The sequence below is a fragment of the Lysinibacillus sp. JNUCC 51 genome, from assembly GCF_015999525.1.
Lineage (GTDB): Bacteria > Bacillota > Bacilli > Bacillales_A > Planococcaceae > Lysinibacillus > Lysinibacillus xylanilyticus.
On the sequence record NZ_CP065545.1, the window covers coordinates 3402630 to 3428257 of the forward strand.

The 25628-nt window shown below is 37.4% G+C and carries 20 protein-coding genes and 1 riboswitch; of the genes, 18 read left to right on the forward strand and 2 right to left on the reverse strand.

Annotation, left to right across the window (positions count from 1 at the left end):
- Nucleotides 1-104 precede the first annotated feature (104 nt).
- Both JNUCC51_RS16350 and JNUCC51_RS16355 read left to right on the forward strand, forming a co-directional pair.
- On the forward strand, nucleotides 105-1094 hold the full coding sequence (locus tag JNUCC51_RS16350) for an agmatinase family protein (protein WP_337988911.1): 990 nt from the start codon (nucleotides 105-107) through the stop codon (nucleotides 1092-1094).
- 134 nt (nucleotides 1095-1228) lie between these two features.
- A complete protein-coding gene (locus tag JNUCC51_RS16355; protein ID WP_268637120.1) occupies nucleotides 1229-2116 on the forward strand; it encodes a 5'-3' exonuclease in 888 nt (295 codons plus the stop codon).
- Nucleotides 2117-2278: 162 nt separating this feature from the next.
- Here the strand turns inward: JNUCC51_RS16355 and JNUCC51_RS16360 are convergent, their stop codons facing one another.
- Nucleotides 2279-2782 (reverse strand): C39 family peptidase, encoded by a 504-nt coding sequence (locus JNUCC51_RS16360; RefSeq protein ID WP_337988912.1) that lies wholly within the window; start codon nucleotides 2780-2782, stop codon nucleotides 2279-2281.
- A gap of 269 nt (nucleotides 2783-3051) precedes the next feature.
- Nucleotides 3052-3369 carry a thioredoxin family protein gene (locus tag JNUCC51_RS16365; protein WP_337988913.1) on the reverse strand — a complete coding sequence of 106 codons (318 nt, stop codon included), beginning with the start codon at nucleotides 3367-3369 and terminating at the stop codon, nucleotides 3052-3054.
- Between the two features lie 390 nt (nucleotides 3370-3759).
- On the opposite strand from JNUCC51_RS16365, the gene JNUCC51_RS16370 reads away from it, so the two are divergent.
- The 16 genes from JNUCC51_RS16370 to JNUCC51_RS16445 all read left to right on the forward strand — a co-directional run bounded on the left by JNUCC51_RS16370 (nucleotide 3760) and on the right by JNUCC51_RS16445 (nucleotide 25621).
- Nucleotides 3760-6144, forward strand: a complete 2385-nt coding sequence (locus tag JNUCC51_RS16370) for a 3-hydroxyacyl-CoA dehydrogenase/enoyl-CoA hydratase family protein (protein ID WP_337988914.1) — start codon at nucleotides 3760-3762, stop codon at nucleotides 6142-6144.
- 53 nt (nucleotides 6145-6197) lie between these two features.
- Complete coding sequence (locus tag JNUCC51_RS16375) at nucleotides 6198-7370, forward strand: acetyl-CoA C-acetyltransferase (protein WP_337988915.1); 1173 nt, start codon at nucleotides 6198-6200, stop codon at nucleotides 7368-7370.
- Between the two features lie 121 nt (nucleotides 7371-7491).
- The gene (locus JNUCC51_RS16380) at nucleotides 7492-9276 is read left to right on the forward strand and encodes an acyl-CoA dehydrogenase FadE (protein ID WP_337988916.1); all 1785 of its coding nucleotides are present in this window, start codon (nucleotides 7492-7494) and stop codon (nucleotides 9274-9276) included.
- 777 nt (nucleotides 9277-10053) lie between these two features.
- Complete coding sequence (locus JNUCC51_RS16385; RefSeq protein ID WP_337988917.1) at nucleotides 10054-10410, forward strand: arsenate reductase family protein; 357 nt, start codon at nucleotides 10054-10056, stop codon at nucleotides 10408-10410.
- 261 nt (nucleotides 10411-10671) lie between these two features.
- Nucleotides 10672-11052: a glycine cleavage system protein GcvH gene (gcvH, locus tag JNUCC51_RS16390; protein ID WP_100544522.1), complete on the forward strand. Its 381-nt coding sequence runs from the start codon at nucleotides 10672-10674 to the stop codon at nucleotides 11050-11052.
- 185 nt (nucleotides 11053-11237) lie between these two features.
- The gene (locus JNUCC51_RS16395; RefSeq protein ID WP_132361835.1) at nucleotides 11238-11579 is read left to right on the forward strand and encodes a toprim domain-containing protein; all 342 of its coding nucleotides are present in this window, start codon (nucleotides 11238-11240) and stop codon (nucleotides 11577-11579) included.
- A 16-nt stretch (nucleotides 11580-11595) separates the two neighbouring features.
- Nucleotides 11596-11898 (forward strand): thioredoxin family protein, encoded by a 303-nt coding sequence (locus JNUCC51_RS16400; RefSeq protein ID WP_337988918.1) that lies wholly within the window; start codon nucleotides 11596-11598, stop codon nucleotides 11896-11898.
- Between the two features lie 64 nt (nucleotides 11899-11962).
- Nucleotides 11963-12067: riboswitch (SAM riboswitch) on the forward strand.
- Nucleotides 12068-12152: 85 nt separating this feature from the next.
- Entirely contained in the window at nucleotides 12153-13181 is a 1029-nt protein-coding gene (locus JNUCC51_RS16405; RefSeq protein WP_337992251.1) for a methionine ABC transporter ATP-binding protein, read from the forward strand.
- Nucleotides 13171-13839, forward strand: a complete 669-nt coding sequence (locus JNUCC51_RS16410; RefSeq protein ID WP_049669084.1) for a methionine ABC transporter permease — start codon at nucleotides 13171-13173, stop codon at nucleotides 13837-13839. The genes JNUCC51_RS16405 and JNUCC51_RS16410 overlap by 11 nt, the downstream gene beginning before the upstream one ends.
- Before the next feature lie 87 nt (nucleotides 13840-13926).
- Nucleotides 13927-14775, forward strand: a complete 849-nt coding sequence (locus JNUCC51_RS16415; RefSeq protein WP_337988919.1) for a MetQ/NlpA family ABC transporter substrate-binding protein — start codon at nucleotides 13927-13929, stop codon at nucleotides 14773-14775.
- A 505-nt stretch (nucleotides 14776-15280) separates the two neighbouring features.
- Nucleotides 15281-16165, forward strand: a complete 885-nt coding sequence (locus tag JNUCC51_RS16420) for a response regulator (RefSeq protein ID WP_337988920.1) — start codon at nucleotides 15281-15283, stop codon at nucleotides 16163-16165.
- Nucleotides 16162-17208 carry a HEAT repeat domain-containing protein gene (locus JNUCC51_RS16425; RefSeq protein WP_337988921.1) on the forward strand — a complete coding sequence of 349 codons (1047 nt, stop codon included), beginning with the start codon at nucleotides 16162-16164 and terminating at the stop codon, nucleotides 17206-17208. The genes JNUCC51_RS16420 and JNUCC51_RS16425 overlap by 4 nt, the downstream gene beginning before the upstream one ends.
- Nucleotides 17205-18629: a glycosyltransferase family 2 protein gene (locus tag JNUCC51_RS16430; protein ID WP_337988922.1), complete on the forward strand. Its 1425-nt coding sequence runs from the start codon at nucleotides 17205-17207 to the stop codon at nucleotides 18627-18629. Before JNUCC51_RS16425 ends, JNUCC51_RS16430 begins: the two co-directional genes overlap by 4 nt.
- On the forward strand, nucleotides 18626-21802 hold the full coding sequence (locus tag JNUCC51_RS16435) for a hypothetical protein (protein ID WP_337988923.1): 3177 nt from the start codon (nucleotides 18626-18628) through the stop codon (nucleotides 21800-21802). Before JNUCC51_RS16430 ends, JNUCC51_RS16435 begins: the two co-directional genes overlap by 4 nt.
- 583 nt (nucleotides 21803-22385) lie before the next feature.
- Nucleotides 22386-23552 (forward strand): dicarboxylate/amino acid:cation symporter, encoded by a 1167-nt coding sequence (locus tag JNUCC51_RS16440; RefSeq protein WP_337988924.1) that lies wholly within the window; start codon nucleotides 22386-22388, stop codon nucleotides 23550-23552.
- Between the two features lie 743 nt (nucleotides 23553-24295).
- Nucleotides 24296-25621, forward strand: a complete 1326-nt coding sequence (locus JNUCC51_RS16445; protein ID WP_337988925.1) for a nucleotide sugar dehydrogenase — start codon at nucleotides 24296-24298, stop codon at nucleotides 25619-25621.
- The last annotated feature ends 7 nt before the right edge of the window (nucleotides 25622-25628 follow it).

Here is a 25628-nt window from a genome sequence, read left to right on the forward strand (position 1 = left end):
TTTTATCTGTGCGAAAGCGAAGCGGCAGCAACAAAGCGCCCAGCCGGAACGGAAATCAACCCTACGATAAGATATAGAAAAATAGCATGAAGGTGGTCGGTTAAATGTTTATTCAACCAGAATGGCAGTATAAGCAAGAAAATGGTTCAGCTATGCATCAATGGATTAAGCAAAAAGAAAATCCACTTCCAAACGATGTAGATATTATTTTGTACGGTGCTTTTTTATCGTATTCTAGTAAACCCTCACAAAAAGCGTTGTATCCAACAGCATTTCGAAAGGCTTGGCCAGGCTTTCAATCTTATAATTTAGATGAGCAAGTAGATTTGCGCTCCTTGGCAGTCGTTGATGTAGGCGATGTGGCCATCCACGAGACGGATAGAATGCTTTCAGAGTCAGCTATAGAAGCTGCGGCAGAAAACTTAAGCACTGCATATTCTAAAAGTTTCACGTGTCTTATTGGTGGAGATCATGCGATTACAGCTTGCTCTCTAAGAGGAATAAAGAATGCCTTTCCAAAGGATCGAATAGGGATTATTCAAATTGATACGCATTTGGATGCCCGGAATCAGGAGGAAATTGGCTTAGCTATGGATTCTCCAATACAGCAGCTCATTGCAGCAGGCGTTGTAGAGGGGAAACATGTTTATAATGTCGGGTTACACGGCTTTTTTAATTCACCAGAAATGATTCACTACGCGAAAGAACAAGGAATACATATGATTACGTTAAAGCAAATGCGTCGTGATGGCATACAATTAACAATTCGCGAAATGCTTCGTCAGCTTATGTATGAGGTAGATCGTATTTATGTATCAGTAGATTTGGATGCACTAGATATTATATTCGCCCCAGATGTACCTGCAGCAACACCAGGTGGATTAACGGCCTATGAATTATTTGATATTCTAAAGCTCATTGGAGAAAATGAAGGGGTCCGCCATATTGACTTTGTCTACGCAGATCCAAAGGAGGGGGAACTACGCCCTGAAACAGTAAAGATGGGCGTGACGGCATTTTTGCAATGGTTAACAGGTATTCGATTGGATTACCGCAATCGTGTTTCAAAGAAAGGTAACGCTATGATTAAGTAGTAATTAAATAAGTCGTGGAAAATGCCTTGTAGATATTTACAATGAAGTTTGATGATATTTTGCTATAATAGAACAATGCTTAATATATTATAAATAAATACATCATTGTATTGTTATAGAGAGGATTATTTATCATGACAACAAAACCAAAACTTTTAATTGTTGATGGAATGGCGCTATTATTCCGCTCATTTTTTGCTTCGGCTGCGATGGGGCATTATATTCGCCTTGCTGATGGGACACCGACTAATGGTGCCCAAGGGTTCGTACGTCATGTATTGACTGCACAATCTATTATGAAACCGACCCATCTTGCTGTTTGCTGGGATATGGGTTCACATACATTCCGCAACGAATTATTTGATGGCTATAAGGCTAATCGTCCAGCACCACCAGAGGAAATGCTACCGCAATTTGATATGGCGAAAAATTTATCTCAACAAATCGGCTGGCAAAATTTCGGTGTTAAAGGGATGGAGGCAGATGATTTAATTGGCTCAATGATTACAAAATTTCAGGATGAGGCTGACATTACGGTAATTAGTGGAGATAAGGATTTACTGCAACTTTTAAGACCATCAACGGAAATTGCTTTTACGAAAAAAGGCTACACAGAGTATGACGTTTATACGCATACACGCTTTAATGATGAATATGGCATTGAACCTATCCAATTTGCACAGGTCAAAGCTTTTATGGGGGATACGAGTGACGGTTACCCAGGTGTTAAGGGAATTGGACCAAAGCAGGCACTTACGTTAATCCAAACATATGGTTCTATCGAAAATGTTCTGAAGTCAATAGACGAATTAAAACCTGGTCAACGCACGAAAATTAATGAGAATCTAGACATGCTAAAATTGTCACACGAGCTTGCAACAATTCAAACGAATGTACCTATCGAGGCAGAATTAGCGAGCTTAGTATTACCTAATTATGAGCCTCAAACGTTCAAAGAAATAGAAGAACGTGGCTACACATTAATCGCCAAGCAGGCACGCTCACTGTATTCACTAATTTAATAAACATCCAAGGGAATCAACGCAGAGTATAGAAATATGCTCTGCTTTTTTTTGCTCACCACCAAATATTGAGGCTGACATTAAATATATGCCATATATTAGGTTGATTGGAGTGGAGGCTTGGCGAGCACTAGAGAGAATTGAGTGAAACGACGCTGTCATTTAGTTCGGTGTAATTTTCACGAAACTCAATACTTTTTCATTATCTTTAAAAGGAGCCGTTCGAATTTTACTTTCACGATTAGGTCGGCCATTATCATGGAACATTAACCACAGCTCATCATTTCGTATTTCATAGCCAATGAGGGGTACCCAATGATAAGCGAAGGCAGATTTTTTATCGCACCAATTTAAGCTAAAATAGCGGTCAAAGCGTATGGCGACAGGGCGACCTGCATCTATTTCCTGCATAGCTTCTTTTAATGTACAATCGCGAATATCCCATGTCGGTCGAAGCCGACGAAGTTTGCGAATTAGACGCCATTTAAATAACCCGATTTTTGTGCCACCGAGAAGTTTATAAAGCTCATTTACCGAAGGAGCTTGATTTTCTAAATAGTTTAAGACTACGTGTACAGTTGTAGGACCACAAGCTGAATTACGGTATTTTGGTGAAATGGATGCATCATATTGTGATTTTCCTTGTAGTGACAATGGGTGGCGCATCATAATCTCCTTTCTAAAAAGAGCTACATTTCAAAAAGAAATGCAGCTCATTTTTCCATTATTGTTGTGTTGATAAGAATTCCGTTAAACTTGCGGCTGACGCTTCGCTTTCGCCACAGATTAGTAGCTCTTCTACATTAACTTTGCTATTTTAGCCTAGTTAATTATTGTTAAGCAGATAAGAATTCTGTAACTTGTGGCTGACGCTTTGCTTTCGCCACAGATAAGTAGCCCTTTTACATTAATTATCCTATTTTTAGCCCAGTTAATTATTCTTGTGAAGATAAGAATTCTGTAACTTGCTGAGGTGTTTTAGCATTTGCACTATGTAAGTGTGCTAATTTTTCACCGTTTTGGAAAATTAGTAGGCTTGGAATACCCATTACATCATATTTGTCCGCGATTTCTGGAAGCTCATCGCGGTTAAGTTCATACCAGTCATATTGGTTGTACTCTTCGATAATTGGATCGATGAACATGTTGATGCGTGTGCAATCTGGGCACCATCCAGCGTAAAATTTCACTAGAACTTTTTGATCACCTGAGATCAGTTCATTAAATTGTTCAGCAGTTGTAATTGTTTTCATTAGTATTTCACTCTCCTTGCTTTCCATTCTACACATTTTTCCCTCAACCTGAAAGTTTTCTGTTTGGAATTATCGCTATCTACTTATTGTCTTGTTTTCGCTCGTAAAAAACAAAAAAAGTTGTATATTGCAAAAATAATTGGTGAAAAAAGATTGCTAAATCATACAAAATAATCTAAACTAAAAACAGAAAAAGTAGTTTTATCTTTATTCAGCAGAAGATATTTACCTCTAAAACAAAATGGTAGCTGAATGAAGATAAGCCTCAGTCGTATGTACAGATTACGCCTAAAATTATCTGGACAAAAATACACTAAGGCAAACTTGATATTTTTTTGGCCAAAAAATGAATGGCTGTTCATTCAATGGGAGAATAAGGGGGAATTGCTTGTGACTTACAACATTAAAAAAGCGGCTGTTCTAGGTTCTGGGGTAATGGGCTCTGGAATTGCAGCACATTTAGCAAACATCGGTATTCCAACAATATTATTAGACATTGCACCGAAGGAACTAACAAAAGAGGAAGAAGCGAAAGGTCTTTCCTTAGAGCATCCTGCTGTAAGAAATCGTATCGTTAACGGAGCTCTTCAAAAGTTATTAAAGCAAAAGCCAGCACCACTTACTTCTAAGAAAAATTTATCACTACTAACGGTTGGTAACTTTGAGGACGATTTAGAGAAATTAAAAGATGTAGATTGGATTATTGAAGTTGTCGTAGAAAATTTAGCGATTAAACAAAACTTATATGAAAAAGTTGATGCTGTTCGTAAGCCTGGAACAATTATTAGTTCAAACACATCTGGCATAAGTATCGATGCAATGGCAGAAGGTCGTTCTGAAGATTTTAAAAAGCATTTCCTAGGAACTCACTTTTTCAACCCGCCACGCTATTTGAAATTACTCGAAGTCATTCCGGCAAACACAACAGCGCCAGAAGTTGTAAGCTTTATGAAAACATTTGGCGAAGATGTGCTTGGAAAAGGTGTCGTACTTGCTAAGGATACACCAAACTTCATTGCCAACCGTATCGGAACGTACGGTTTACTAATTACTTTACAAGAAATGATGAAGGGTAGCTATTCAATTGGTGAGGTGGATTCTGTAACTGGTCCACTAATCGGTCGTCCAAAATCTGCAACATTCCGAACGTTGGATGTTGTCGGTTTAGATACATTTATCCATGTAGCGAAAAACGTCTATGATCAAACAACTGGTGAAGAGCAGCAAGTATTTGCAGTACCAGAATTCCTACAGAAAATGGTTACAAACGGCTGGCTAGGAGCAAAATCAGGTCAAGGGTTCTTCTTGAAGCAAGGTAAAGAAATCCTTGAAATTGATCCAGACACACTAGAATATAGCCCAGCAAAAAAATTAAAAACACCTTCTATTGAAATGGCAAAACAAACTCGTGGGTTAGCCAATAAAGTAAAAGCACTAACATATGCGAAGGATCGTACAGGAGAGTTATTATGGGGTATCTTCGCTCCAACGCTAATTTACTCTGCACAGCTACACGGTGAAATTGCTGATGATATTGTTGCGATTGACAATGCTATGAAATGGGGCTTCGGTTGGCAGCAAGGGCCATTTGAAATATGGGATGCAATTGGCGTCAAAGAGTCAGTAGCTAAAATGGAGGCTGAGGGTCGTGAGGTGCCAGCATTTGTTAAAGATATGTTAGCAAGCGGCTTTGAAACTTTTTATTCGGAAATTGACGGCGACCTAGCGTATTATAATGGCTCTGAATACGTAAAAGTACCAGTTAATGAAAAGGAAATTAACTTAAAACGCTATAAGAAAAAGCACGGTGTTATCAAATCAAATTCAGGTGCTAGCTTAATAGATTTAGGTGACGGAATTGCCTTACTTGAATTCCATTCCCAATCAAATGCAATTGGCTTAGACATTATTCAAATGATTAACTTTGCAGTCGATGAAGTAGAAGCTAACTATAAAGGCTTAGTCATCGGTAACCAAGGGAAAAACTTCTGTGTTGGTGCAAATCTAGGAATGATTTTAGTAGAAGCACAGGATGATAATATTTTTGAACTAGATTTTGTTATTAAAGCATTCCAAGATGCAATGCAAAAGATTAAATACTCTCGTAAGCCTGTTGTGGCGGCGCCTTTTGCTATGACACTTGGTGGAGGAGCAGAAGTTTGCTTACCAGCTGCACATATTCAAGCAACAATGGAAACGTATATGGGCTTAGTAGAAGTTGGCGTAGGATTAATTCCTGGCGGCGGAGGTAATAAGGCACTTTACCAAAAATTCATCAAAGGGCTACCAAATGGCGTTGAGGTAGACTATCAACATATTGCTAATAAAGTATTTGAAACAGTTGCGATGGCAAAAGTTTCGACGTCTGGCGAAGAAGCACGTGAAAATAACTTCTTAAACTTTGCTGATGGGATTTCTGTTAACCCAGATCACCAACTATATGATGCAAAACAAGCTGCACTAGCGCTTTATGAGGCAGGCTATCAACCACCTGTACCTACGAAAGTTCCTGTAGTCGGTGCATCAGGCTACGGTACGCTATTAATCGGTGCGCAAGGATTGTTTGAATCAGGCTATATTAGTGAACACGATTTAAAAATCGCTAAAAAATTAGCGTATGTCATTGCTGGTGGTAAAGTTCCGTATGGCACATTAGTAGATGAACAATACCTATTAAACCTTGAGCGTGAGGCGTTCCTAAGCTTAGTTGCAGAACCTTTATCTCAACAAAGAATGCAGCACATGCTTTTAAAGGGCAAACCACTGCGTAACTGATTTTAAGACTGAATAAACCATACTTGCACATGAAACAAAGGGGGATTAATACGATGCGTGAAGCCGTTATTGTAGCAGGAGCACGAACTCCAATTGGAAAAGCGAAGAAGGGTTCTTTAGCAACAGTTAGACCAGATGATTTTGGAGCGGTTGTTGTCAAAGAAACATTAAAAAGAGCAGGCTATGAAGGTCCGATTGACGATTTAATTTTAGGGTGTGCAATGCCTGAAGCTGAGCAAGGCATGAACGTTGCACGTAATATAGGAGCGCTAGCTGGGTTACCAGATACAACACCAGCACAAACAATTAATAGATTCTGTTCATCAGGTTTACAAGCAATTGCTTTTGCAGCAGAGCGTATTATGCTAGGACATTCTAAGGTAATTCTTGCAGGTGGAGTCGAATCTATGAGTATGGTGCCAATGGTAGGTAATACACCTCGCTTAAACCCAACATTAGCAGAAACTGCTCCTCAATATTATATGGGGATGGGGCACACAGCAGAGGAAGTGGCACGCCAATACGATGTAAGTAGAGAAGATCAGGATGCATTTGCTGTGCGTTCACATGAGCTTGCAGAAAAAGCGATTAAAGAAGGTAAGTTCAATGATGAAATCGTACCAATCGAAGTGGAGCAGCATTATGTAGATGACAACAACAAGCCACAGGTGAAAAAATTCACTTTTAGCATGGATGAAGGTGTACGTCCAGGTACATCTGTAGAAGGTTTAGCGAAGCTTCGTCCAGCCTTCCATGTTAAGGGCAGTGTTACAGCTGGTAATGCCTCTCAAACTTCGGACGGTGCAGCGGCAGTACTAGTGATGGATCGTGAGGAAGCAGAAAAGCAAGGGCTTACACCAATGGCGAAGTTTTTAGGCTTTGCAGTTGGTGGTGTACCTCCTCAGGTGATGGGTATTGGACCAATCGTGGCAGTACCTAAAGCACTTGAAATTGCAGGGTTATCAATTGATGACATTGATTTATGGGAAATTAACGAAGCATTTGCATCACAATCCTTACAAGTCGTACGTCATTTAGGCATCGACCAAAACAAAGTAAATGTTAATGGTGGAGCAATTGCCCTAGGTCACCCACTGGGTGCGACTGGTGCCATTTTAACACTAAAACTTATTCATGAATTAAAACGACAAGGTAAGAAATATGGTGTCGTGACAATGTGTATTGGCGGCGGAATGGGTGCTGCAGGAGTATTTGAACTTCTATAATTTTTGCTAGATCAGCTTGGGGTGCAGCGTTTTCGGTTGCCTCCGAACAAAGTACTCCAAGCTTTTCTATATATTGGGGATTAAAAGCTATTAAAAATAGATATATAGGGAGGAATTTAGAATGACAGAAAAAACAACAGATTTCATTAAAGGCGGCGGATTTATTATTGAAGATGTGGAATTAGATCGTGTATTTACACCAGAAGATTTCACAGATGAACATAAAATGATTGCTAAAACAACTGAAGAGTATGTAGCAAATGAAGTGTTACCAGTCGTTGAAAATTTAGAGCACCATGAATTTGAGCATTCGGTTCGTCTTCTAAAAAGTGCTGGTGAGCTCGGCTTACTAAGTGCAGATGTACCTGAAGAATATGAAGGTCTAGGATTAGACAAAGTTTCTTCTGCATTAATCGCAGAAAAAATGTCTGTTGCTGGTGGCTTCTCTATTACACATGGTGCACACGTAGGTATTGGTTCTTTACCAATCGTACTTTTCGGAAATGAAGAGCAAAAGCAAAAGTATTTACCAAAGCTTGCATCAGGTGAATTAATTGCTGCTTACGCATTAACAGAGCCAGGTTCAGGTTCTGATGCATTAGGTGCAAAAACTACTGCGAAGTTAAATGATGCAGGGACACATTATATTTTAAATGGTGAAAAGCAATGGATTACAAATGCAGGCTTTGCAGATGTATTTGTTGTCTATGCAAAAATCGATGGCGATAAATTCACGGCATTTATCGTTGAACGTGCTTTCAATGGCGTTTCTGTTGGCGCAGAAGAGAAAAAAATGGGTATCAAATCTTCATCAACACGTACATTAATCCTTGAAGATGCAGAAGTACCTGTAGAAAACCTATTAGGTGAAATAGGTCGCGGACACGTTATTGCCTTTAATATTTTAAATATCGGTCGCTATAAATTAGGTGTTGGAACAATTGGTGGCTCAAAGCGTGCATTAGAGCTAGCCATTCAATACACAAACCAACGTCAGCAGTTTAAAACGAAGCTGTCAGATTTCAATCTAACAAAAGAAAAATTATCGACAATGGCTTCACAATTATATGCGTCTGAGTCATTAAACTATCGTACAGTAGGTTTATTTGAAGACCGTTTAAGTCAGCTAAGCCCAGATGAGCAAAAGCAAGGGAAAGTTATAGCTAGTGCAATTGCTGAGTATGCAATTGAATGTTCTATTGCTAAAGTATTTGGTTCTGAGACTTTAGATTACATTGCAGATGAAGCGGTTCAATTACACGGTGGTTACGGCTTTATGGCTGAATATGAAGTAGAGCGTATTTATCGCGATTCACGTATTAACCGTATTTTTGAAGGTACTAATGAAATTAACCGCATGATTGTACCAGGTACATTTATGAAAAAGGCGTTAAAAGGTGAATTGCCATTGCTACAAGTTGCTCAAAACTTACAACAGGAGCTACTTATGCTAATGCCTGAGGATGTAGGCACAGAGCCTCTAGCACAAGAAAAATATCTTGTGAAAAATGCGAAGAAAATTGCTGTTTTAGCAGCAGGTTTAGCGGCACAACGCTACGGCGCGAAGCTTGATCAAGAGCAAGAAGTATTGGTGAATATTGCTAATATCGCAAACCAACTATTCGCAATGGAATCAGCTGTATTACGTACAGAAAAAGCAATCGCTCGTGACGGTGCTGAAAAAGCTCATCAAAAATTACTATACACTCAAATCTTCTGCCAAGAAGCGTTTGCAGAAATCGAAAAAGAAGCAAAAGATACGATTCTTGCTTCAGCAGACGGCGACGCTGCACGCATGACATTGTCTGCGCTACGTAAGTTAACTCGCAACAACCCATACAACTTAATCGCGAAGAAACGCGAAGCTTCTGTTAAATTAATTGAAGCAGAAAAATTTGTAGTTTAATATTGCAGACTAACCTAGCTATCCGAATAGAAGAGATAGCTAGGTTTTTTTGTTGGAAATAAAAGTATAGATCTTGCAAAATGAGGGGGTGATTTCCGTTCCAGGCTGGGGCTTTTGTCGCTGACGCTTCGCTTTCGCGCAGAGCAAAGTTTTCTAGGGGGGTACGAAGAGCCGCTTGGGGCAACAGGTGTTTTTTGCGCGAAAGCGAAGTGCTAACGTAGCGACAGGGGGCCATTCTGTGCGAATGCGTAGTGCAACGAAGCGACAGCAACAGCAGGATGTTGGTTTCGAAGGCGTTATCACAGGACGTGATGGTTTTAGCCAACACTTTTAAGTTTTATCTACCAACTTTTAAAATTTATCTACCAACTTTTACGTTTTATCGACCAACTTTTGAAATTTATCGACCAACTTTCACGATTTATCACCCAACTTATGAATTTTATCGACATTCACCTGCAAAAGAGCAAAAAAAGATTCATACACAAACTGTGTGTGAATCCTTTGTCGCGCAGTCTTCTCCATTCAACTAATACGCAAAGTAAGCAACCTCTGACATTTGTTTTATAGTAAAAGGGTTTCGTCTACACGAAGCGAAGCGGAGGAAGCGGCTAAACGCTAGCCCACAGGAAAGCGCCCAGCGTGGAACGAAATCAACCCCACATTTTAATATGATGAGTTTCATTTTGGCTCGTAACAGTTATGATGGTATACTACAGAAAATGAGGGATACACTGAAAATGTAGTTCCTAAAAATGATAGTAGAGGAGCCTATAAATGACGATTCAACTAATTCAATATCCGAAATGTACTACTTGTAAAAAAGCTCAGAAATGGCTAAATGATAATGGGGTATCATACGAAGAGGTACACATTGTCGAACAACCACCTACAAAGGACGAATTATCAAACTTATGGCAAGCTAGTGGACAACCTTTAAAGAAATTTTTTAATACTTCTGGTATGAAATATCGTGAGCTTGGCTTGAAAGATAAGCTCGCTGAAATGACTGAAGAGGAGCAGCTTGAACTGCTTGCATCAGATGGTATGTTGATTAAACGTCCGATTGTAACCGATGGAAAAAAAGTTACTTTAGGGTTTAAAGAATCAGATTTTGAGCAAGCTTGGAAATAACCACTTTTAACTTGTTTAAGCAGTCTCCCACCTCTATAGTTGGTGAGATGAATACGGTTATAAGTCACTTTTCAAACAACCGCTGAAAGAAGTTAAAGCCTCCGGCGGATGTCACGGAATCGGAAAGAGTTCTTTGTGCAAAAACAAAGCCGAATCCAAACACAATTATGCCGAGATATAATTGATTCTTGCTTGTTTTTATGCAAGAAGTATGGCACACTGAAAGTGAATATATTACATATTTATGGAGGGGTTTTTTGCATGAGCACACCTAAAGACTTACGTTACTCTGAAGAGCACGAATGGGTAAAAGTAGAAGATGGTAAAGTACGTATCGGTATTTCTCATTTCGCACAAGCTGAACTTGGAGATATCGTTTTCGTTGAACTTCCACAAGTTGGAGACGAAATCAAAACTGATGATCCATTCGGTAGCGTAGAATCTGTAAAAACAGTTTCTGAATTATATGCACCAATCTCAGGTACAGTAGTTGAAGTAAATGCAGATTTAGAAGATAGCCCAGAATTCGTTAATGAATCACCATATGAAAAAGCATGGATGATCGTTGTAGAGCCTGCTGATGCATCAGAAGTTGAAAAACTTATGACAGCTGAGCAATACGAAGAAATGATTGCTGAATAAGACAAGCCAATAATAGAAAAACGTCGGAAACTACCGACGTTTTTTATTATCTTCATTCATTCTTCCACTATAGTTGGTGAAGTAAATGCAAGTATATTCCCTTATCAGTAGGTGTCTAACTGTATCAACGACAAAGTTTATTGATATAATGAATATAAGGGATATGTCTAAATGGGGGTGGCGTGATGTTCGAGGGAAAATGCTTAATTGTTGAAGGCCGATCGGATAAACTTCAAATTGAACCTATTTTAAATGAAGACGTAAAAATACTTTGTACAAATGGAACAATTGGTGTGCATCAATTAGAAGAGCTACTCGATCCGTATGAGGGTTGCGAGCTTTATACATTTTTTGATGCAGATACATCGGGAAATAAGCTACGGGCATTAATGGACAGACATTATCCAGAGGCTGAGCATTTACGTACGATGCCAACATATAAGGAAGTTGAGACAACTCCGAGGAAAGTATTAGCGGCGATATTGCTTCGTGCGCATTTCTCAATCCATAATGAATATATTTTGTAAGGTTGCGTGAAAAAAGATGGAAGAATGGTCAAAAGAGCAGTGGAACGCGGTTATCCAGTCAGGTGAAAAGGCTGCTTTTTATTTATATACACCAATGTGTGGAACGTGTGCAGTTGCATCGAAAATGATGATGGTTGTTGAACAATTGCTGCCACAGCTTCAGGTCGGAAAAGCGAATATTAATTTTATAGAGCAAATAGCTTATGATAATAAAATCGAAAGTGTACCATGTTTACTCGTATGTGAAGGCGGAGAAGTAACAGAAAAGGTTTATGCCTTTCAATCCGTACCATATTTATACGAATTATTAAAAAACTAATTGACTGAATATTAATCGCGTGGTAAAGTAACAAATATATTAAAAAAACAATAAATATATCGAACTCTTATAAAGAGCGGCGGAGGGAAGTGCCCTATGAAGCCCGGCAACCATCACAATCGTGAAAAGGTGCCAAATCACCCAAAGATTTATCTTTGAAAGATGAGAGAACGGTCTAACGTATAAGCTACGTGACCCCTTCTACTTATCTATTAAGTGAAGGGGTTTTTTATATGAGAAAAGGAGAATTCGCTATGATCAATCTTCAAAATATTACGAAGAAATACAAAACCGCGAATGGCGAATTAATAGCAGTCAAAGACGTCAACCTTTCCATTAATAAAGGAGAAATTTTTGGCATTATTGGCTATAGTGGCGCTGGTAAAAGTACAATGATTCGCTTGTTAAACGGTTTAGAAAAACCTACTTCTGGTACGGTGACTGTTAACAATCAGGAATTTTCATCCATAAAGGGGCAGAAGCTCAGAGATGCTAGACAAAAGGTCAGTATGATTTTCCAACATTTCAATTTACTTTGGTCTAGAACTGTTGCGGAAAACATCGCTTTCCCACTAGAAATCGCAGGTGTTCCAAAGGCAAAACGTGAAGCACGTGTGAAAGAATTGATTACACTAGTTGGTTTGGAAGGGCGCGATAAAGCATATCCATCACAACTATCAGGGGGACAAAAGCAACGGGTAGGTATCGCTCGTGCACTTGCTAATAATCCAGAGGTATTGTTATGTGATGAGGCCACATCCGCACTCGATCCAGAGACAACGGATGCTATCCTTGATCTACTTGTCGATATTAACGAACGATTAGGTCTAACGATTGTGTTAATCACACATGAAATGCATGTTATTCGTAAAATTTGTCATCGTGTAGCGGTTATGGAAGCTGGAGAAATTGTAGAACGTGGTGAAGTATTACAAGTATTCCAAGCTCCACAAGCAGCCATTACGAAAAAATTCGTTTCTCAAATTACAGATACGAAGGAAACTCAGGAAACTGTGGCACAAATTAAAGCAAATTATCCTGAGGGACAACTTGTTAAGCTAATCTTTGTAGGAGAAAAAACAGAGCAGCCTGTCATTTCACATCTTGTGAAACAGTTTGATGTAGAAGTAAGTATTGTACATGGAAATATTTCGCAAACGAAAAATGGAGCGTACGGTACACTTATTGTGCAAATTGATGGCTCAGAGGCCAATGTTGCTGCTGCACTTAGCTACTTAAATACAGTCGAAGTACAAACGGAGGTGATTGCAAATGCTAACTAGTCTTTTTCCGAATGTCGACTGGGAAAAAATGTGGGACGCTACGTATGAAACATTGTACATGACAACAATTTCTACGGTCATCACATTTATACTTGGATTAGTGATTGGAATCTTATTATTTTTATCAAGTCCCAACCAACTATGGGCCAATAAAATTGTGAACTTTTTAACAGGATCAATCGTTAACATTTTCCGTTCGATTCCATTTATCGTTTTGATTATCTTATTAATTCCATTTACGAAATTTTTACTCGGCACGATTCGTGGCGCAGACGCGGCTTTACCAGCATTAATTATTGGAGCTGCACCATTCTATGCGCGAATGGTATTAATTGCTTTACGTGAAATTGATAAAGGTGTTATTGAAGCAGCTCGTTCAATGGGTGCCAAAACGTCAACAATTATTTGGAAAGTATTAATTCCGGAATCTTTACCAGCGCTTATTTCTGGTCTTACTGTAACGGCTGTAGCACTTGTTGGCTATACTGCAATGGCAGGTATTATCGGTGCAGGGGGTCTAGGAAACTTAGCATTCTTAGATGGTTTCCAACGTAATCGCACAGATGTAACATTAATGGCGACTATATTAATCTTAATAGTAGTATTTATTATTCAATGGATTGGCGACTTAATTACAGCCAAAACAGATAAACGCTAAAAATTGTAGTGAAGGAGCTTGCTCACAAAAAAGAGGTTATCTCGGTTTTATACCGCTAACATATAAGAAAAAAGGGAGAGTAATAAAATGAAGAAGTTATTAACAGGATTATTGTTATCTGTATTAGTACTAGCTCTAGCTGCTTGTGGTGCTGGTAAAAAAGAAGAGAAAAGCTCATCATCTGATGCTGGTGAAAGCAAAGAAAATGTAACATTAACAGTAGGTGCTTCTAATACACCACATGCTGTTATTTTGGAAAAAGCAAAACCAATTTTAGCTAAAGAAGGTATCGATCTTAAAATTGAAACATATCAAGACTATGTATTACCAAACCAACATTTAGATTCTGGTGAACTTGATGCGAACTACTTCCAACACCTACCTTTCTTAGAGCTTAGCATGAAAGAAAATGGTTATGACTTTGTAAATGCTGGTGCTATTCATATTGAACCAATCGGTATTTACTCTAAAAAATATAAATCTCTTGAGGATCTTCCAAAGGGTGCAACAATTTTACTTTCTAGCTCAGTTGCAGACCACGGTCGTATGCTTTCATTGTTAGAAGCTAAGGGCTTAATTAAATTAAAAGATGGTGTTGATAAAACAGCAGCAGAAATAAAAGATATTGCAGAAAACCCTAAAAACTTAAAATTCGATGCAAATACAGCGCCTGAAATGCTTGTACAAATGTACGAAAATAATGAAGGTGATGCAGTTCTAATCAACTCGAACTTTGCAATCGATAACGGCTTAAATCCATTGAAAGATGCAATTTCTCTTGAAGATAAAGAATCTCCTTATGTAAATATTGTCGCTGTACGTGCTGGTGATGAAACAAAACCAGAAATTAAAAAATTAGTAGAAGTATTAAAATCTAAAGAGATCCAGGACTTCATTGTTGAAGAGTGGAAAGGCTCAGTTGTACCAGTTAAATAATTAATATTTATCAAAAAGGGTATGTAAGTATGACAGCTTACATATCCTTTTTGTTTGTCGACTAAAGAATAATTGCGTATCGATTAACAAAGGTTGATGTTCAATCCGAGTTGGAGCTTGGGTGGCTCTTGGCTTCAATCTCCTCGTCAATCTCCGGGACAAATCAACAGTTTCTCATCAGGATGAGGCGACAAGCTGAATCAAAATAGTGTTTTTTGAAGTCTGAAAGGGTATGTAAGAAATACAGCTTACATACCCTTTCTTCTATTATAAAAGGGTTGTCTTTTGTCAGAAAAATATAACATTTTATCGAAAAAGGTATTATTCTGTAGTTTTTAGCAAAAATGTAATAATATTTTAAACGTAATTGATTTACCAAAAATTTTGTATAGCAATTGTTTAGTCATCTTTATTACTATTGTTGTTGTGTTTATAAATCAAAAGAATGCTATAAAAATAATGAAGGAGAATAACATGCTTCTTCCATCAACTGGGGTGAACATCAATGAATAATTTAATTATCGCAGAAGACATTATGCAGGAGCATGAGGTAAAAGGGTATTTTGAAATATTGCGTGAGAGTGTTATTCGCTCACGTTTAACAATGACTGCAGTCTTTTTTAAAGTAGCAAATTCCTCACAAGGAACTGATATAGAACGAAATCAAGTGAATCATCAAATCTCGGCTTTTCTAAAATCAAAAATACGAAAAACAGATTTACTTTTTCAACTAGCAGATGGCATGCATTGGGGAATATTTTTTCTGCAAAGTAGTGAGGTAGAGGTAAAGGCGTTTTTAAAACGGATTTTCGCAATTCTAACGCAAGAAAGGGAATATCAACGAATAGAGTTAAAAGCTTCCGTTACTGAAATAAGAAATAATAGTGTTAACTTTGAAACATTGTTAGATAAAAATAAGCTCAAACTAGCAGATGACGAACAGCCGACTTGGTCAGTAGAGCAGGTTACAGATTATCGTGTACAACCTACGGAGCAAGTAAAGGTTAGCATTATTGAACAAAATGAAATCTTTAGAAAAGTGCTAGAAACGACGCTCAAAAATTTAGACATTCCTCATTATACTTTAGACGTGTCAACCTATGAAGATGGCTATAGTTTTTTACAGTCCGATAGCTATAAAACAGGCCATGTGCATTTAGTCGTGATGAACGATATTTTACCACGTAAAAATGGCTTAGAAATTTTGCACATTTTACGAGAAATGCCGAATGAGAAAAAGTTTATTATTTATATGATGTCAGAACGAAACTCAGAGATTGCGACACTTAATGCCTATGAAGGTGGCGTCGATGAATATATCGTAAAACCGTTTAATTTACGTGTATTAGAAGCAAAAATTAAGCAGACTTTTGCGAGGTTTTGGCTATGATCAAGCTGTCGATTTCTTTGCTTTTAACGGTCAGCGGCGTTTTATTAGTAGTTTTATTTTTATTTACGATTTATATACTTGTCCAGCGCAAGCGAGAGATTCGTTTTGCTGAAGTGCGTGATGCTTTTTTACAAAACTCCGCACAGCATTGGTACAACTATTTGATTAATGATGAAATTTTCTCTGTAGTGCTTGTTCCTAGAGGAAGAGCTCAAGTTACGGCTATAGAAATAATTTTTTCATCTTATTTGAAAAATATAACGAATGAAAAAGTTGAACATAAAATAAAAGAGTTTTCTAATCTCTATTTAAAAAAGTTTTATGAAAAGGATTTATCCAGTAAACGATGGAGTATAAGGATGAATGCTTTATATCGTATTGCTGATTTCCAGATAGAAGCATTATTAGATACTTGTCTACAATTCGAGAAAACCAAAATTTCGGAAGAAGAATATTTTCAGTTGTTAAAAATTTACTCTATTTTCCAACCAGAAATGTTTATTGAAAAAATTAAAGAATCGAGTGTCAGTTATTCTGAAAGTGAATATAGAAGATTATTTGCATTGTTAGAGGATGACGTATTTATACGATTATTTGAAGACTTTAATAGCTGGACAAAAAAAATCCAGTTTGCTGCAATTGATACTGCAGCTGTCAAAAGAAATATGCAATATATTGATCAGTTAAAAAAGCTATTAACACATGAGATGCCAGAGATAAAAATAAGAGCATTAAAGGGTCTTTATGAAATTGGTGTAATTGATGAAATCGATTCTTATGTTCCGTTTGTAACATCAGATATGTGGGAAATAAGATTAATGATTGCAAAAATCTTTCAACATGTACCACTTAACTATACCTATGCTTATTTAGAACAGCTTCTTCAAGATGAAAATTGGTGGGTACGCTCACAGGCTGCTAAAACAATTGTAGAAAAAAGAGAAGGAATTGCAAAATTACAGCAATTTTTGGAGTCCTCAAATGACCCTTATGCAATTGAAATGGCACGGGAAACAATAGTCAGAAAGCGAGGGAGCAAATGAAAGTATTTTTAGATTTTTGTATGTGGTTTTTTGGTGGCTTTATTCTGTTTTATATGTTAATTGTTATTGTTTCATATTGCGCAATGTTTGTCATTGCCATGCTAGCTATGCGAAAACGCTATAAATTAGATCCCTCGGAGTATGATGATGCGCATATAGATGCCTTTTACTCCAAGCCAGTATCCTTATTAGTCCCTGCTTACAATGAAGAGATTGGTGTTGTAGACACAGTCTATTCATTGTTGAATTTACGATATCCACAAACGGAAATTATCATTATTAACGACGGGTCAACTGACTCTACACTACAAACCGTAATCGAGCATTTCCGAATGAAGCCCGTTGATAAAATTGTTCGTACAAATATCCCTACAAAACAAGTTAAACAAATTTATGAATCTGAAATCTATAAAAATTGTATTTTAGTAGATAAAGAAAATGGTGGTAAGGCAGATGCATTGAATGTTGGTATTAATGTATCTCAATATCCATACTTCTGCTCTATTGATGGTGATTCAATCTTAGATGAAAAGTCATTGCTTCGTGTGATGAAGCCGATTATTTTATCAGATGGAGAAGTGATTGCGGCAGGAGGAAATATCCGAATAGCCAATGGAGCGAAAATGCAGCTTGGTTCTGTTACTGAAACACACTTACCAAATAATCACTTAGTCATCATGCAAATAATAGAATATGCTCGAGCCTTTTTAATGGGGCGAATAGCTTTAAGTAAATACAATCTTGTGCTTATTATTTCGGGAGCATTTAGTGTGTTTTCGAAGGAATGGGCTGTAGAAGCGGGCGGTTATTCAACGGATATTATTGGAGAAGACATGGAGCTTGTCGTGAATATTCACCGTTTGATAAGAAAGAAAAAAGAAAAGAAACGAATAGAATTTGTTCCAGACCCTGTGTGCTGGACTGAAGCACCTCAGTCATTAGGAGTTTTACGAAACCAACGTAGACGCTGGCATCAAGGATTATTTGAAAGCCTATGGAAGCATAAGACGATGACGTTGAATCCTAAATATGGCTTAATAGGCTTGCTTTCATTTCCATATTTTTGGCTAGTAGAATGCCTAGGACCACTAGTTGAGCTAGGTGGTTATATTTATATCGTAGTGGCATTTTTCTTAGGAAAAATCTATTATGAAGTAGCCATAATCCTGTTACTACTTTTCGTCATTTATGGAGTAATTTTTTCAATAGCCTCAATATTATTCGAAGCATGGATCTTGAATACTTATCCGAGGCCAAGAGATTTACTACGCATGATACTATTAGCATTTACTGAAATTTTCTGGTATCGACCACTTACTCTTTTTTGGCGATGCGAGGGATTGCTTCGATTTGTGTTAAGAAGAAGCGATTGGGGTAATATGAAGCGTGTCGGCATCGGTGAAAAGGAGAAAAGTGTATGAAGCGTATATATATAGGAATTATAGTTGTTCTAATTCTAATTATCACACCTATAGCTTGGTGGTATTTAAGCGATGAAAAACCGCTCAACGTCGCGATTCTAGATAAAACGGTTCCGAATGAAACCTATCGAGAGCATTTAGGTATGAACTGGTTTTTAAACCATTATAAATACACAATCGATGATCATCCGTATGATGTACAAAAAAATTATTATGGTACGATTCCAAATGATAAAACAAAAAGAGTGTCAGAAAAAAAGTTTCCGACCGACTATAGCGATTATGATGTTATATATTTGGCAGATACGTATGGTGTTTATAAGGATGATTTAAATGAAAAAAAGCGTCTAGGTAAACGCTCAGAAAAAATTGTTGGCGGCTTAGAAATGGATGAATGGCAGTCAATAGTAAATCGTTTAGCAAGCAACAAGAAAAGTATGCTAATAGCTGAATACAATACATTTGCGTCACCAACATCAGAGGCAGTTAGAAAAGAGCTACAGGACTATTTAGGAATTTCATGGTCTGGATGGATTGGGCGTTATTTCGATGAGCTTGATTATCATAAAAATTCAGAAATCCCACAATGGGTCATCGATGAACATGGTGATAATTGGCCATACAAAGGCGGAGGCTTTCTTCTATTTAATGAAATAACAGAAAAGCTCATTGTGCTGGAAATTGACAAGCATGTAAAAACAGAAGGCATCCAGGTGCAATTTACTGAAGAAGGACAAAAATTCTTTAATACTTCTGCTCGTGCAGAGTATGACTATTGGTTTGATATTATCACACCTAAATATGCGGAGGATGCTCTCGCTAATTATAAATGGGACTTAACAAAAGAAGGGGAAAAACTATTAAAGGATAACGATATTCCACAGCAATTTGCGGCTATCGTTTCACAGGATAAACGCTACACGACAAGCTACTATTTTGCTGGAGACTTCAACGATATGTCACGGGTACCGACTCTTTACAAAATAAAGGGATTACCGACCATTTATAAATACGCTGAGAAGTATGCAGATAGTTCATTTTACTGGTCAATCTATATACCGGTCATGCATAAAATTTTTGAAACGTTTGAGCAAAAAGAAGTTCAAGAAAACGTTAATCATGCCAAATTAAATTATAACGCACGTACTAAGGGCGAGTCATTTGAAGTCTTACGTGATGGAAAATGGGAGTCATTAGTCTTTAAGGGCGTTAATATTGGTATGGGGAAACCGGGAGCATTCCCTGGCGAGGCCGCTATTACCGAAGAAGAGTACTATCGATGGTTCCGTCAAATTGGTGAGATGAATGCCAATACGATTCGTGTATATACATTACACCCGCCAGGCTTTTATCGAGCACTTGCAAAATACAATGAAGAAAATCCAGATAAGCCCCTATATGTATTGCATGGTGTATGGATTAATGAAGAAGGCTTGGTTGATTCATTAGATGCCTATGATGAAGCTACCTTGAAGGATTTTCAACTTGAAATGAAGCGCATGGTGGACGTTATCCACGGTAATACTTATGTGAAGCCAGTAGCAGGACATGCTTCAGGATTATACGATGTTGACGTTTCTAAATATGTTATTGGCTGGGTGCTTGGAATCGAATGGTATCCGCACATGGTAGTCGGTACGAACGAAAAACACGCAAATATTGGCGAATATAATGGGACGTATTTCGAAACGAAAAATGCTTCACCATTTGAGCATTGGTTAGCAGAGCAGATGGATCTTATTACTACTTATGAGAAGGATAAATATAATTGGATCCGTCCAATGAGTTTCACAAACTGGGTAACGACAGACTTACTTGACCATCCATCTGAACCTTCTGAGGATGAAGATTTAGTAGGCGTAAATCCAAATGTTATCTATACGAAGAGTGAGATGCAGGCACCAGGGCAATTTGCGTCCTATCATGTGTATCCATATTACCCTGATTTCTTTAATTTCGACCAAAAATATTTAAATTACAAAGATTTCCGGGGCAATAAAAATAGTTATGCAGGATATTTAAAAGACTTACATGAAGCTCATCGTATGCCTGTTCTTATTGCGGAATTTGGAATACCGGCAGCTCGTGGTATGACACATGAAAATGTTTACGGCTGGAATCAGGGACATATGTCCGAACAGCAGCAAGGGGAAACCCTTCAACATTTATATGAAGATATTATGCATGAAGGCTTGCTAGGAGGTCTTGTCTTTACATGGCAGGATGAGTGGTTTAAGAGGACTTGGAATACGATGGATTATGATGATCCAAATCGTCGACCGTTTTGGTCCAATGCACAAACGAATGAACAGCAATTTGGTGTACTAAGCTTTGATCGATTTAAAGTAAAAGTAGACGGCGATACAAAGGAATGGAAAGGTACACAGATGTACAATACCTCACCTTCTGACTCAACAGATTTTGCTGTCGATTATGATGAAAGATATTTGTATTTCAAAATAAAAAGTGATGTTTTAGAAAAAGCCTCACCGCGTATTTTACTTGATGTCGTACCAAACCAAGGAAATACGTCGGCAACATCAATAAAAGATATGACCTTTTCAAATGGCGTAGATTTTATGGTGGAATTAAATAAAAGTGGAGACTCTCGAGTTGTCATAGATGAATACTATGATTTCTATGATTATTTTTATGGCCATACTTTAAATATGATTCCGCCTCGAATGGGAGTTCCCACTAAAAATAGTGGTAAGTTTGCACCGATTAACTATGTGTTAAATAAACAACTATTCTTACCAGAGCAAAACATTACTACTGATTTTAGTGCATATGAAACAGGGAAGCTGCTTCAAGGGAATGCTAATCCAAAAGCAAAAGATTATAATTCGTTAGTAGACTATACATGGACGGATGAAAATGTAATTGAGCTACGGATCCCTTGGCTACTGATCCAATCAAAAGACCCAAGTCAGCGTGAGTTTATGGGTGATCTATATAAGGATGGGAAGGAAGCTTCGACGAAAGTAGAAAATATTTATATTGGTGCTGTTTTTGTAGATAAAGACGGCAAGGTTGTGAAATCTTTACCAGAGACAAAGGATCGTGTTTTACCTGCTCTCTCAGCTTATTCTTGGGAAAAATGGCAAACTCCTAAGTCTGAAGAACGTTTAAAACAATCATATTACATTTTACAAAAATTATTTAAAGATTAATCAATTATGCCTCGGCATAATTGTTGCTGTCGCTTCGCTTTCGCACAGATAAACAATGCGTCCGGAATCGGCTTTGTGCTTAGGCCTGCGAGAGGGCCGACACGATGTCGGTCATTTCGGTAATGCCACAGGACGTGGCGTTCTTACCGATGCAGGACAGTTATCCGTTATCGCATGGATGCGATGATTTTAGGCTAACATCCTATGTGAAATCCTTTCCGATTCTGTGACATCCGCTGGAGGCTTTAGGCCAACACGATGTTGGTCACTCAGTAGTTGCCACAGGGCGTGGCAACTACTGAGTTCCTCTATTTCAGCTGGTGTTGGGACAACCGTTGTAAAGTAGCTTAAATCCGCATTCATCTCATCACCTATAGAGGTGGGGGAATTTTGCTGAAAGAAGTTAAATGGAACTTAGGATAGGTGAGTTTTGCCTATTCTAAGTTTTTTTAGTTATTAGAAAATATAAAAAAATTTTACAATTCCGCCTATTCAGCGAGCTGTATATTCTCGCAACTGTTTATGTTAAATTACTTATAATACATTCGAGAGAGACAGTTGTTTTTCTAAGGAGGACAAAATCGTGAAGTTTAAATTTGGTCTATTGGCAAAAATTATTGTCGCTATTTTGTTAGCGATAATACTTGGAAACTTTATGCCAGAGCCATTTGTACGTATATTTGCAACATTTAATGGCTTATTCGGTAATTTTTTAAAATTTGTTGTACCACTTATTATTATTGCATTTATTGCTCCGGGCATTGCTCAGCTTGGGAAAGGTTCAGGGAAATTATTAGGTTTAGCAACATTCTTTGCCTATTTCTCAACAATCATTGCAGGAATATTCGCCTTTTTGGTAGCGCGAAATGTGTTGCCTAACTTCATTTCAAATGGTGATATGGAGAGCATGAAAAACCCTGAGGAATTTTTAGCACAGGCATTCTTTAAAGTTGAAATGCCTCCAGTAATGGATGTTATGTCAGCATTAATTTTTGCATTTATCGTTGGGATTGGTATGACTGCCATCAAAGGCGATGTGATGAAACGTGGTTTTGAAGAGTTTAATGTAATTATTGAAAAGTTAATTTCATTTGTGATTATTCCGCTTTTACCATTTCATATTTTCGGGATCTTCTTGAACATGACATATGGAGGACAAGTAGCAAAAATATTATCTGTCTTCGCAATTGTCTTCGCACTTATAATTGTGATGCATTGGGTAATATTGCTAGTGCAATACACTACTGCGGGAACTTTAAATAAGAAAAATCCACTTAAGTTACTCCGAACAATGCTACCTGCGTATTTTACAGCATTAGGTACGCAATCTTCAGCTGCAGCTATTCCGGTTACATTGCGACAAGCACAAAAAACAGGAGCTTCAGAAAAAGTAACGAATTTTACAATCCCGCTGTTTGCTACCATTCATTTATCAGGGAGTACCATTACAATCGTAACCTGTTCTTTAGGTGTTATGATGATGAACGGTATGGATATAGGTTTTGCACAATATATCGGCTTTATATTTATGTTAGGTATTACGATGGTTGCTGCACCAGGTGTCCCAGGTGGAGGAGTCATGGCAGCGATTGGTTTACTGCAAACAATGCTCGGCTTCGATGAAACAATGGTTGCACTAATGATAGCACTGTACTTAGCACAAGACAGCTTTGGTACAGCTACAAATGTAACTGGAGATGGAGCATTATCTATGATTGTCGATCGTTTCAACAAAGAGACTAATTCATAAACACCAAAGTGTACGGATAGAATCACTAAAGAAAAAAATCGCCTGTTATGGCGATTTTTTTTTGCTTAGGTCGTGAAATAAGGTTGTAGTTCTCTTAAAGGTTATTTAGAGAGTGCTTCTATTCAAAATGGTAAACATTAAGCGATACGGGTTTAATCTTAATTAGATAGCACACATTTTTTAAGACTACTAAAAATTTTTTGTGATAAGTGATTGAATTTTTTACTTGCTGAAATTTAATAAAATGTAGGGATATATATAAAATTTATAGTTCTAAAGAGAGGTAATGTGGGTTTATTTAGTAGACTAATTGTTGGTAAAATAGTTATTTTTTAATTTAAAAAGGAAATTGTATAGAAAATGTTAAGTTTTATTTAGTACTATATATGTATTAGAGAGATGCGTGTTTTGAATTTTAGGATAATGTTACTATTCGTTAGATGTGCGATGAGGAAATACATGTACAAAAATGAATCGTCAAAGAAAAATAATTGTAGAGATAGTCTTTGAATTAGGTTTTTAACTTCTTTCAGCAAATGTTTTCGTAGCGAAAGTGAAACGTCAGCTACAAATGTTTTCGTAGCGAAAGTGAAACGTCAGCTACAAATGTTTTCGTAGCGAAAGTGAAACGCCAGCTTCAAGTGTTTTTGTAACGACATGCAGACCTAAGCGCAAAATCGATTCTGGACGCAATTTTGCTTAGACATAATTGATAATAACTTAGACAAAGGAGGAATTTGTTTATGGGGATAAAAATTGAGTCAAGTGGATTAGCTTTATCAAAAAAAATCAAAACAAGAAGTGCAACAATTGGAATTGTTGGACTTGGTTATGTGGGGCTCCCGTTAGCCTTGGAAATCGCCAATAAAGGTTTTGCAGTAATTGGCCTCGATAAAGACAAAGAAAAAATTACTAAATTAAAAAGCGGTGATAGTTATATTGCTGATATGTCTAATGCAGTCATAGATAAAGCGGTTAATGAACAGAAATTTGAGCCGACAAATGATTTTTCTAAACTTGCACAAGTAGATATTATTATTATTTGTGTACCAACACCTACAACTGCAGATGGAACACCTAATATCTCGTATATTGTTGATGCAGCAAATGCGATCGTACAGAACGTATCCTCAAATACTTTAGTTATTCTTGAAAGTACAACTTACCCTGGAACAACAGAAGAAGTAGTTCAACCAATCTTAGAAAATGGTAACTTTGTTATTGGACAAGATCTATTTTTAGCTTATTCACCTGAACGTATCGACCCTGGAAATTTTAATTTTTCAGTTTCGAACACGCCTAAAGTAGTTGGCGGAATAACACCATCTTGTTTAGAAGTCTCTAAGCTTTTTTATGAATCAGTGATCAATACAAATGTATTTGCAGTAACAAGTCCAAAGGTTGCAGAAATGGAAAAGTTACTAGAAAACACATTTAGGCAAATTAATATTGCTCTTGTTAATGAATTAAGTCGGATTTGTCATAAGATGGAAATTGATGTGTGGGAAGTTATTGAATCAGCTTCGACAAAGCCTTATGGTTTTATGCCATTTACACCTGGCCCTGGAGTAGGTGGTCATTGTATCCCAGTGGACCCTAAATATTTATTATGGGCTGGCCAGCAACATGGTATTGCTGCAACTCTAATTGAGACCGCAGATAAAATTAATGATTCTATGCCAAGCTTTGTAGTTGCAAGACTTGAAAGTTATTTAAATGCACAAGGAAAAGGGATAAGTGATGCTGAAATTGTGGTGATTGGAGTTTCTTATAAGCCAAATATTAATGATTTTAGAGAATCACCAGCATTACGTGTCATTGACGAATTAATGGACAAGCAGTGTGGTCTAAAAGTTATTGATCCATTTATTGAAACGTTTACAGTTGGTAATTACCTGTTTAGCACAGTCTCACTTACAAAAGAAATCATTCAAAGAGCAGATGCTGTAGTCATTTTAACGAATCATACAACTATTGATTATTCATTGATTGATCAACATGCTGCTTTAATTTTTGATACACGTAATACCCATTATTTATTCGAGAATGAAAAATACTACAAATTATAGGAGGGGT

Excerpts from the sequence above, each read along its gene's own strand:
- JNUCC51_RS16350 (WP_337988911.1), top strand. The coding sequence starts at position 105 with ATGTTTATTCAACCAGAATGGCAGTATAAGCAAGAAAATGGTTCAGCT.
- JNUCC51_RS16355 (WP_268637120.1), top strand. The coding sequence starts at position 1,229 with ATGACAACAAAACCAAAACTTTTAATTGTTGATGGAATGGCGCTATTA.
- JNUCC51_RS16360 (WP_337988912.1), bottom strand. The coding sequence starts at position 2,782 with ATGCGCCACCCATTGTCACTACAAGGAAAATCACAATATGATGCATCC.
- JNUCC51_RS16365 (WP_337988913.1), bottom strand. The coding sequence starts at position 3,369 with ATGAAAACAATTACAACTGCTGAACAATTTAATGAACTGATCTCAGGT.
- JNUCC51_RS16375 (WP_337988915.1), top strand. The coding sequence starts at position 6,198 with ATGCGTGAAGCCGTTATTGTAGCAGGAGCACGAACTCCAATTGGAAAA.
- JNUCC51_RS16380 (WP_337988916.1), top strand. The coding sequence starts at position 7,492 with ATGACAGAAAAAACAACAGATTTCATTAAAGGCGGCGGATTTATTATT.
- JNUCC51_RS16385 (WP_337988917.1), top strand. The coding sequence starts at position 10,054 with ATGACGATTCAACTAATTCAATATCCGAAATGTACTACTTGTAAAAAA.
- gcvH (WP_100544522.1), top strand. The coding sequence starts at position 10,672 with ATGAGCACACCTAAAGACTTACGTTACTCTGAAGAGCACGAATGGGTA.
- JNUCC51_RS16395 (WP_132361835.1), top strand. The coding sequence starts at position 11,238 with ATGTTCGAGGGAAAATGCTTAATTGTTGAAGGCCGATCGGATAAACTT.
- JNUCC51_RS16400 (WP_337988918.1), top strand. The coding sequence starts at position 11,596 with ATGGAAGAATGGTCAAAAGAGCAGTGGAACGCGGTTATCCAGTCAGGT.
- JNUCC51_RS16405 (WP_337992251.1), top strand. The coding sequence starts at position 12,153 with ATGATCAATCTTCAAAATATTACGAAGAAATACAAAACCGCGAATGGC.
- JNUCC51_RS16410 (WP_049669084.1), top strand. The coding sequence starts at position 13,171 with ATGCTAACTAGTCTTTTTCCGAATGTCGACTGGGAAAAAATGTGGGAC.
- JNUCC51_RS16415 (WP_337988919.1), top strand. The coding sequence starts at position 13,927 with ATGAAGAAGTTATTAACAGGATTATTGTTATCTGTATTAGTACTAGCT.
- JNUCC51_RS16420 (WP_337988920.1), top strand. The coding sequence starts at position 15,281 with ATGAATAATTTAATTATCGCAGAAGACATTATGCAGGAGCATGAGGTA.
- JNUCC51_RS16425 (WP_337988921.1), top strand. The coding sequence starts at position 16,162 with ATGATCAAGCTGTCGATTTCTTTGCTTTTAACGGTCAGCGGCGTTTTA.
- JNUCC51_RS16430 (WP_337988922.1), top strand. The coding sequence starts at position 17,205 with ATGAAAGTATTTTTAGATTTTTGTATGTGGTTTTTTGGTGGCTTTATT.
- JNUCC51_RS16435 (WP_337988923.1), top strand. The coding sequence starts at position 18,626 with ATGAAGCGTATATATATAGGAATTATAGTTGTTCTAATTCTAATTATC.
- JNUCC51_RS16445 (WP_337988925.1), top strand. The coding sequence starts at position 24,296 with ATGGGGATAAAAATTGAGTCAAGTGGATTAGCTTTATCAAAAAAAATC.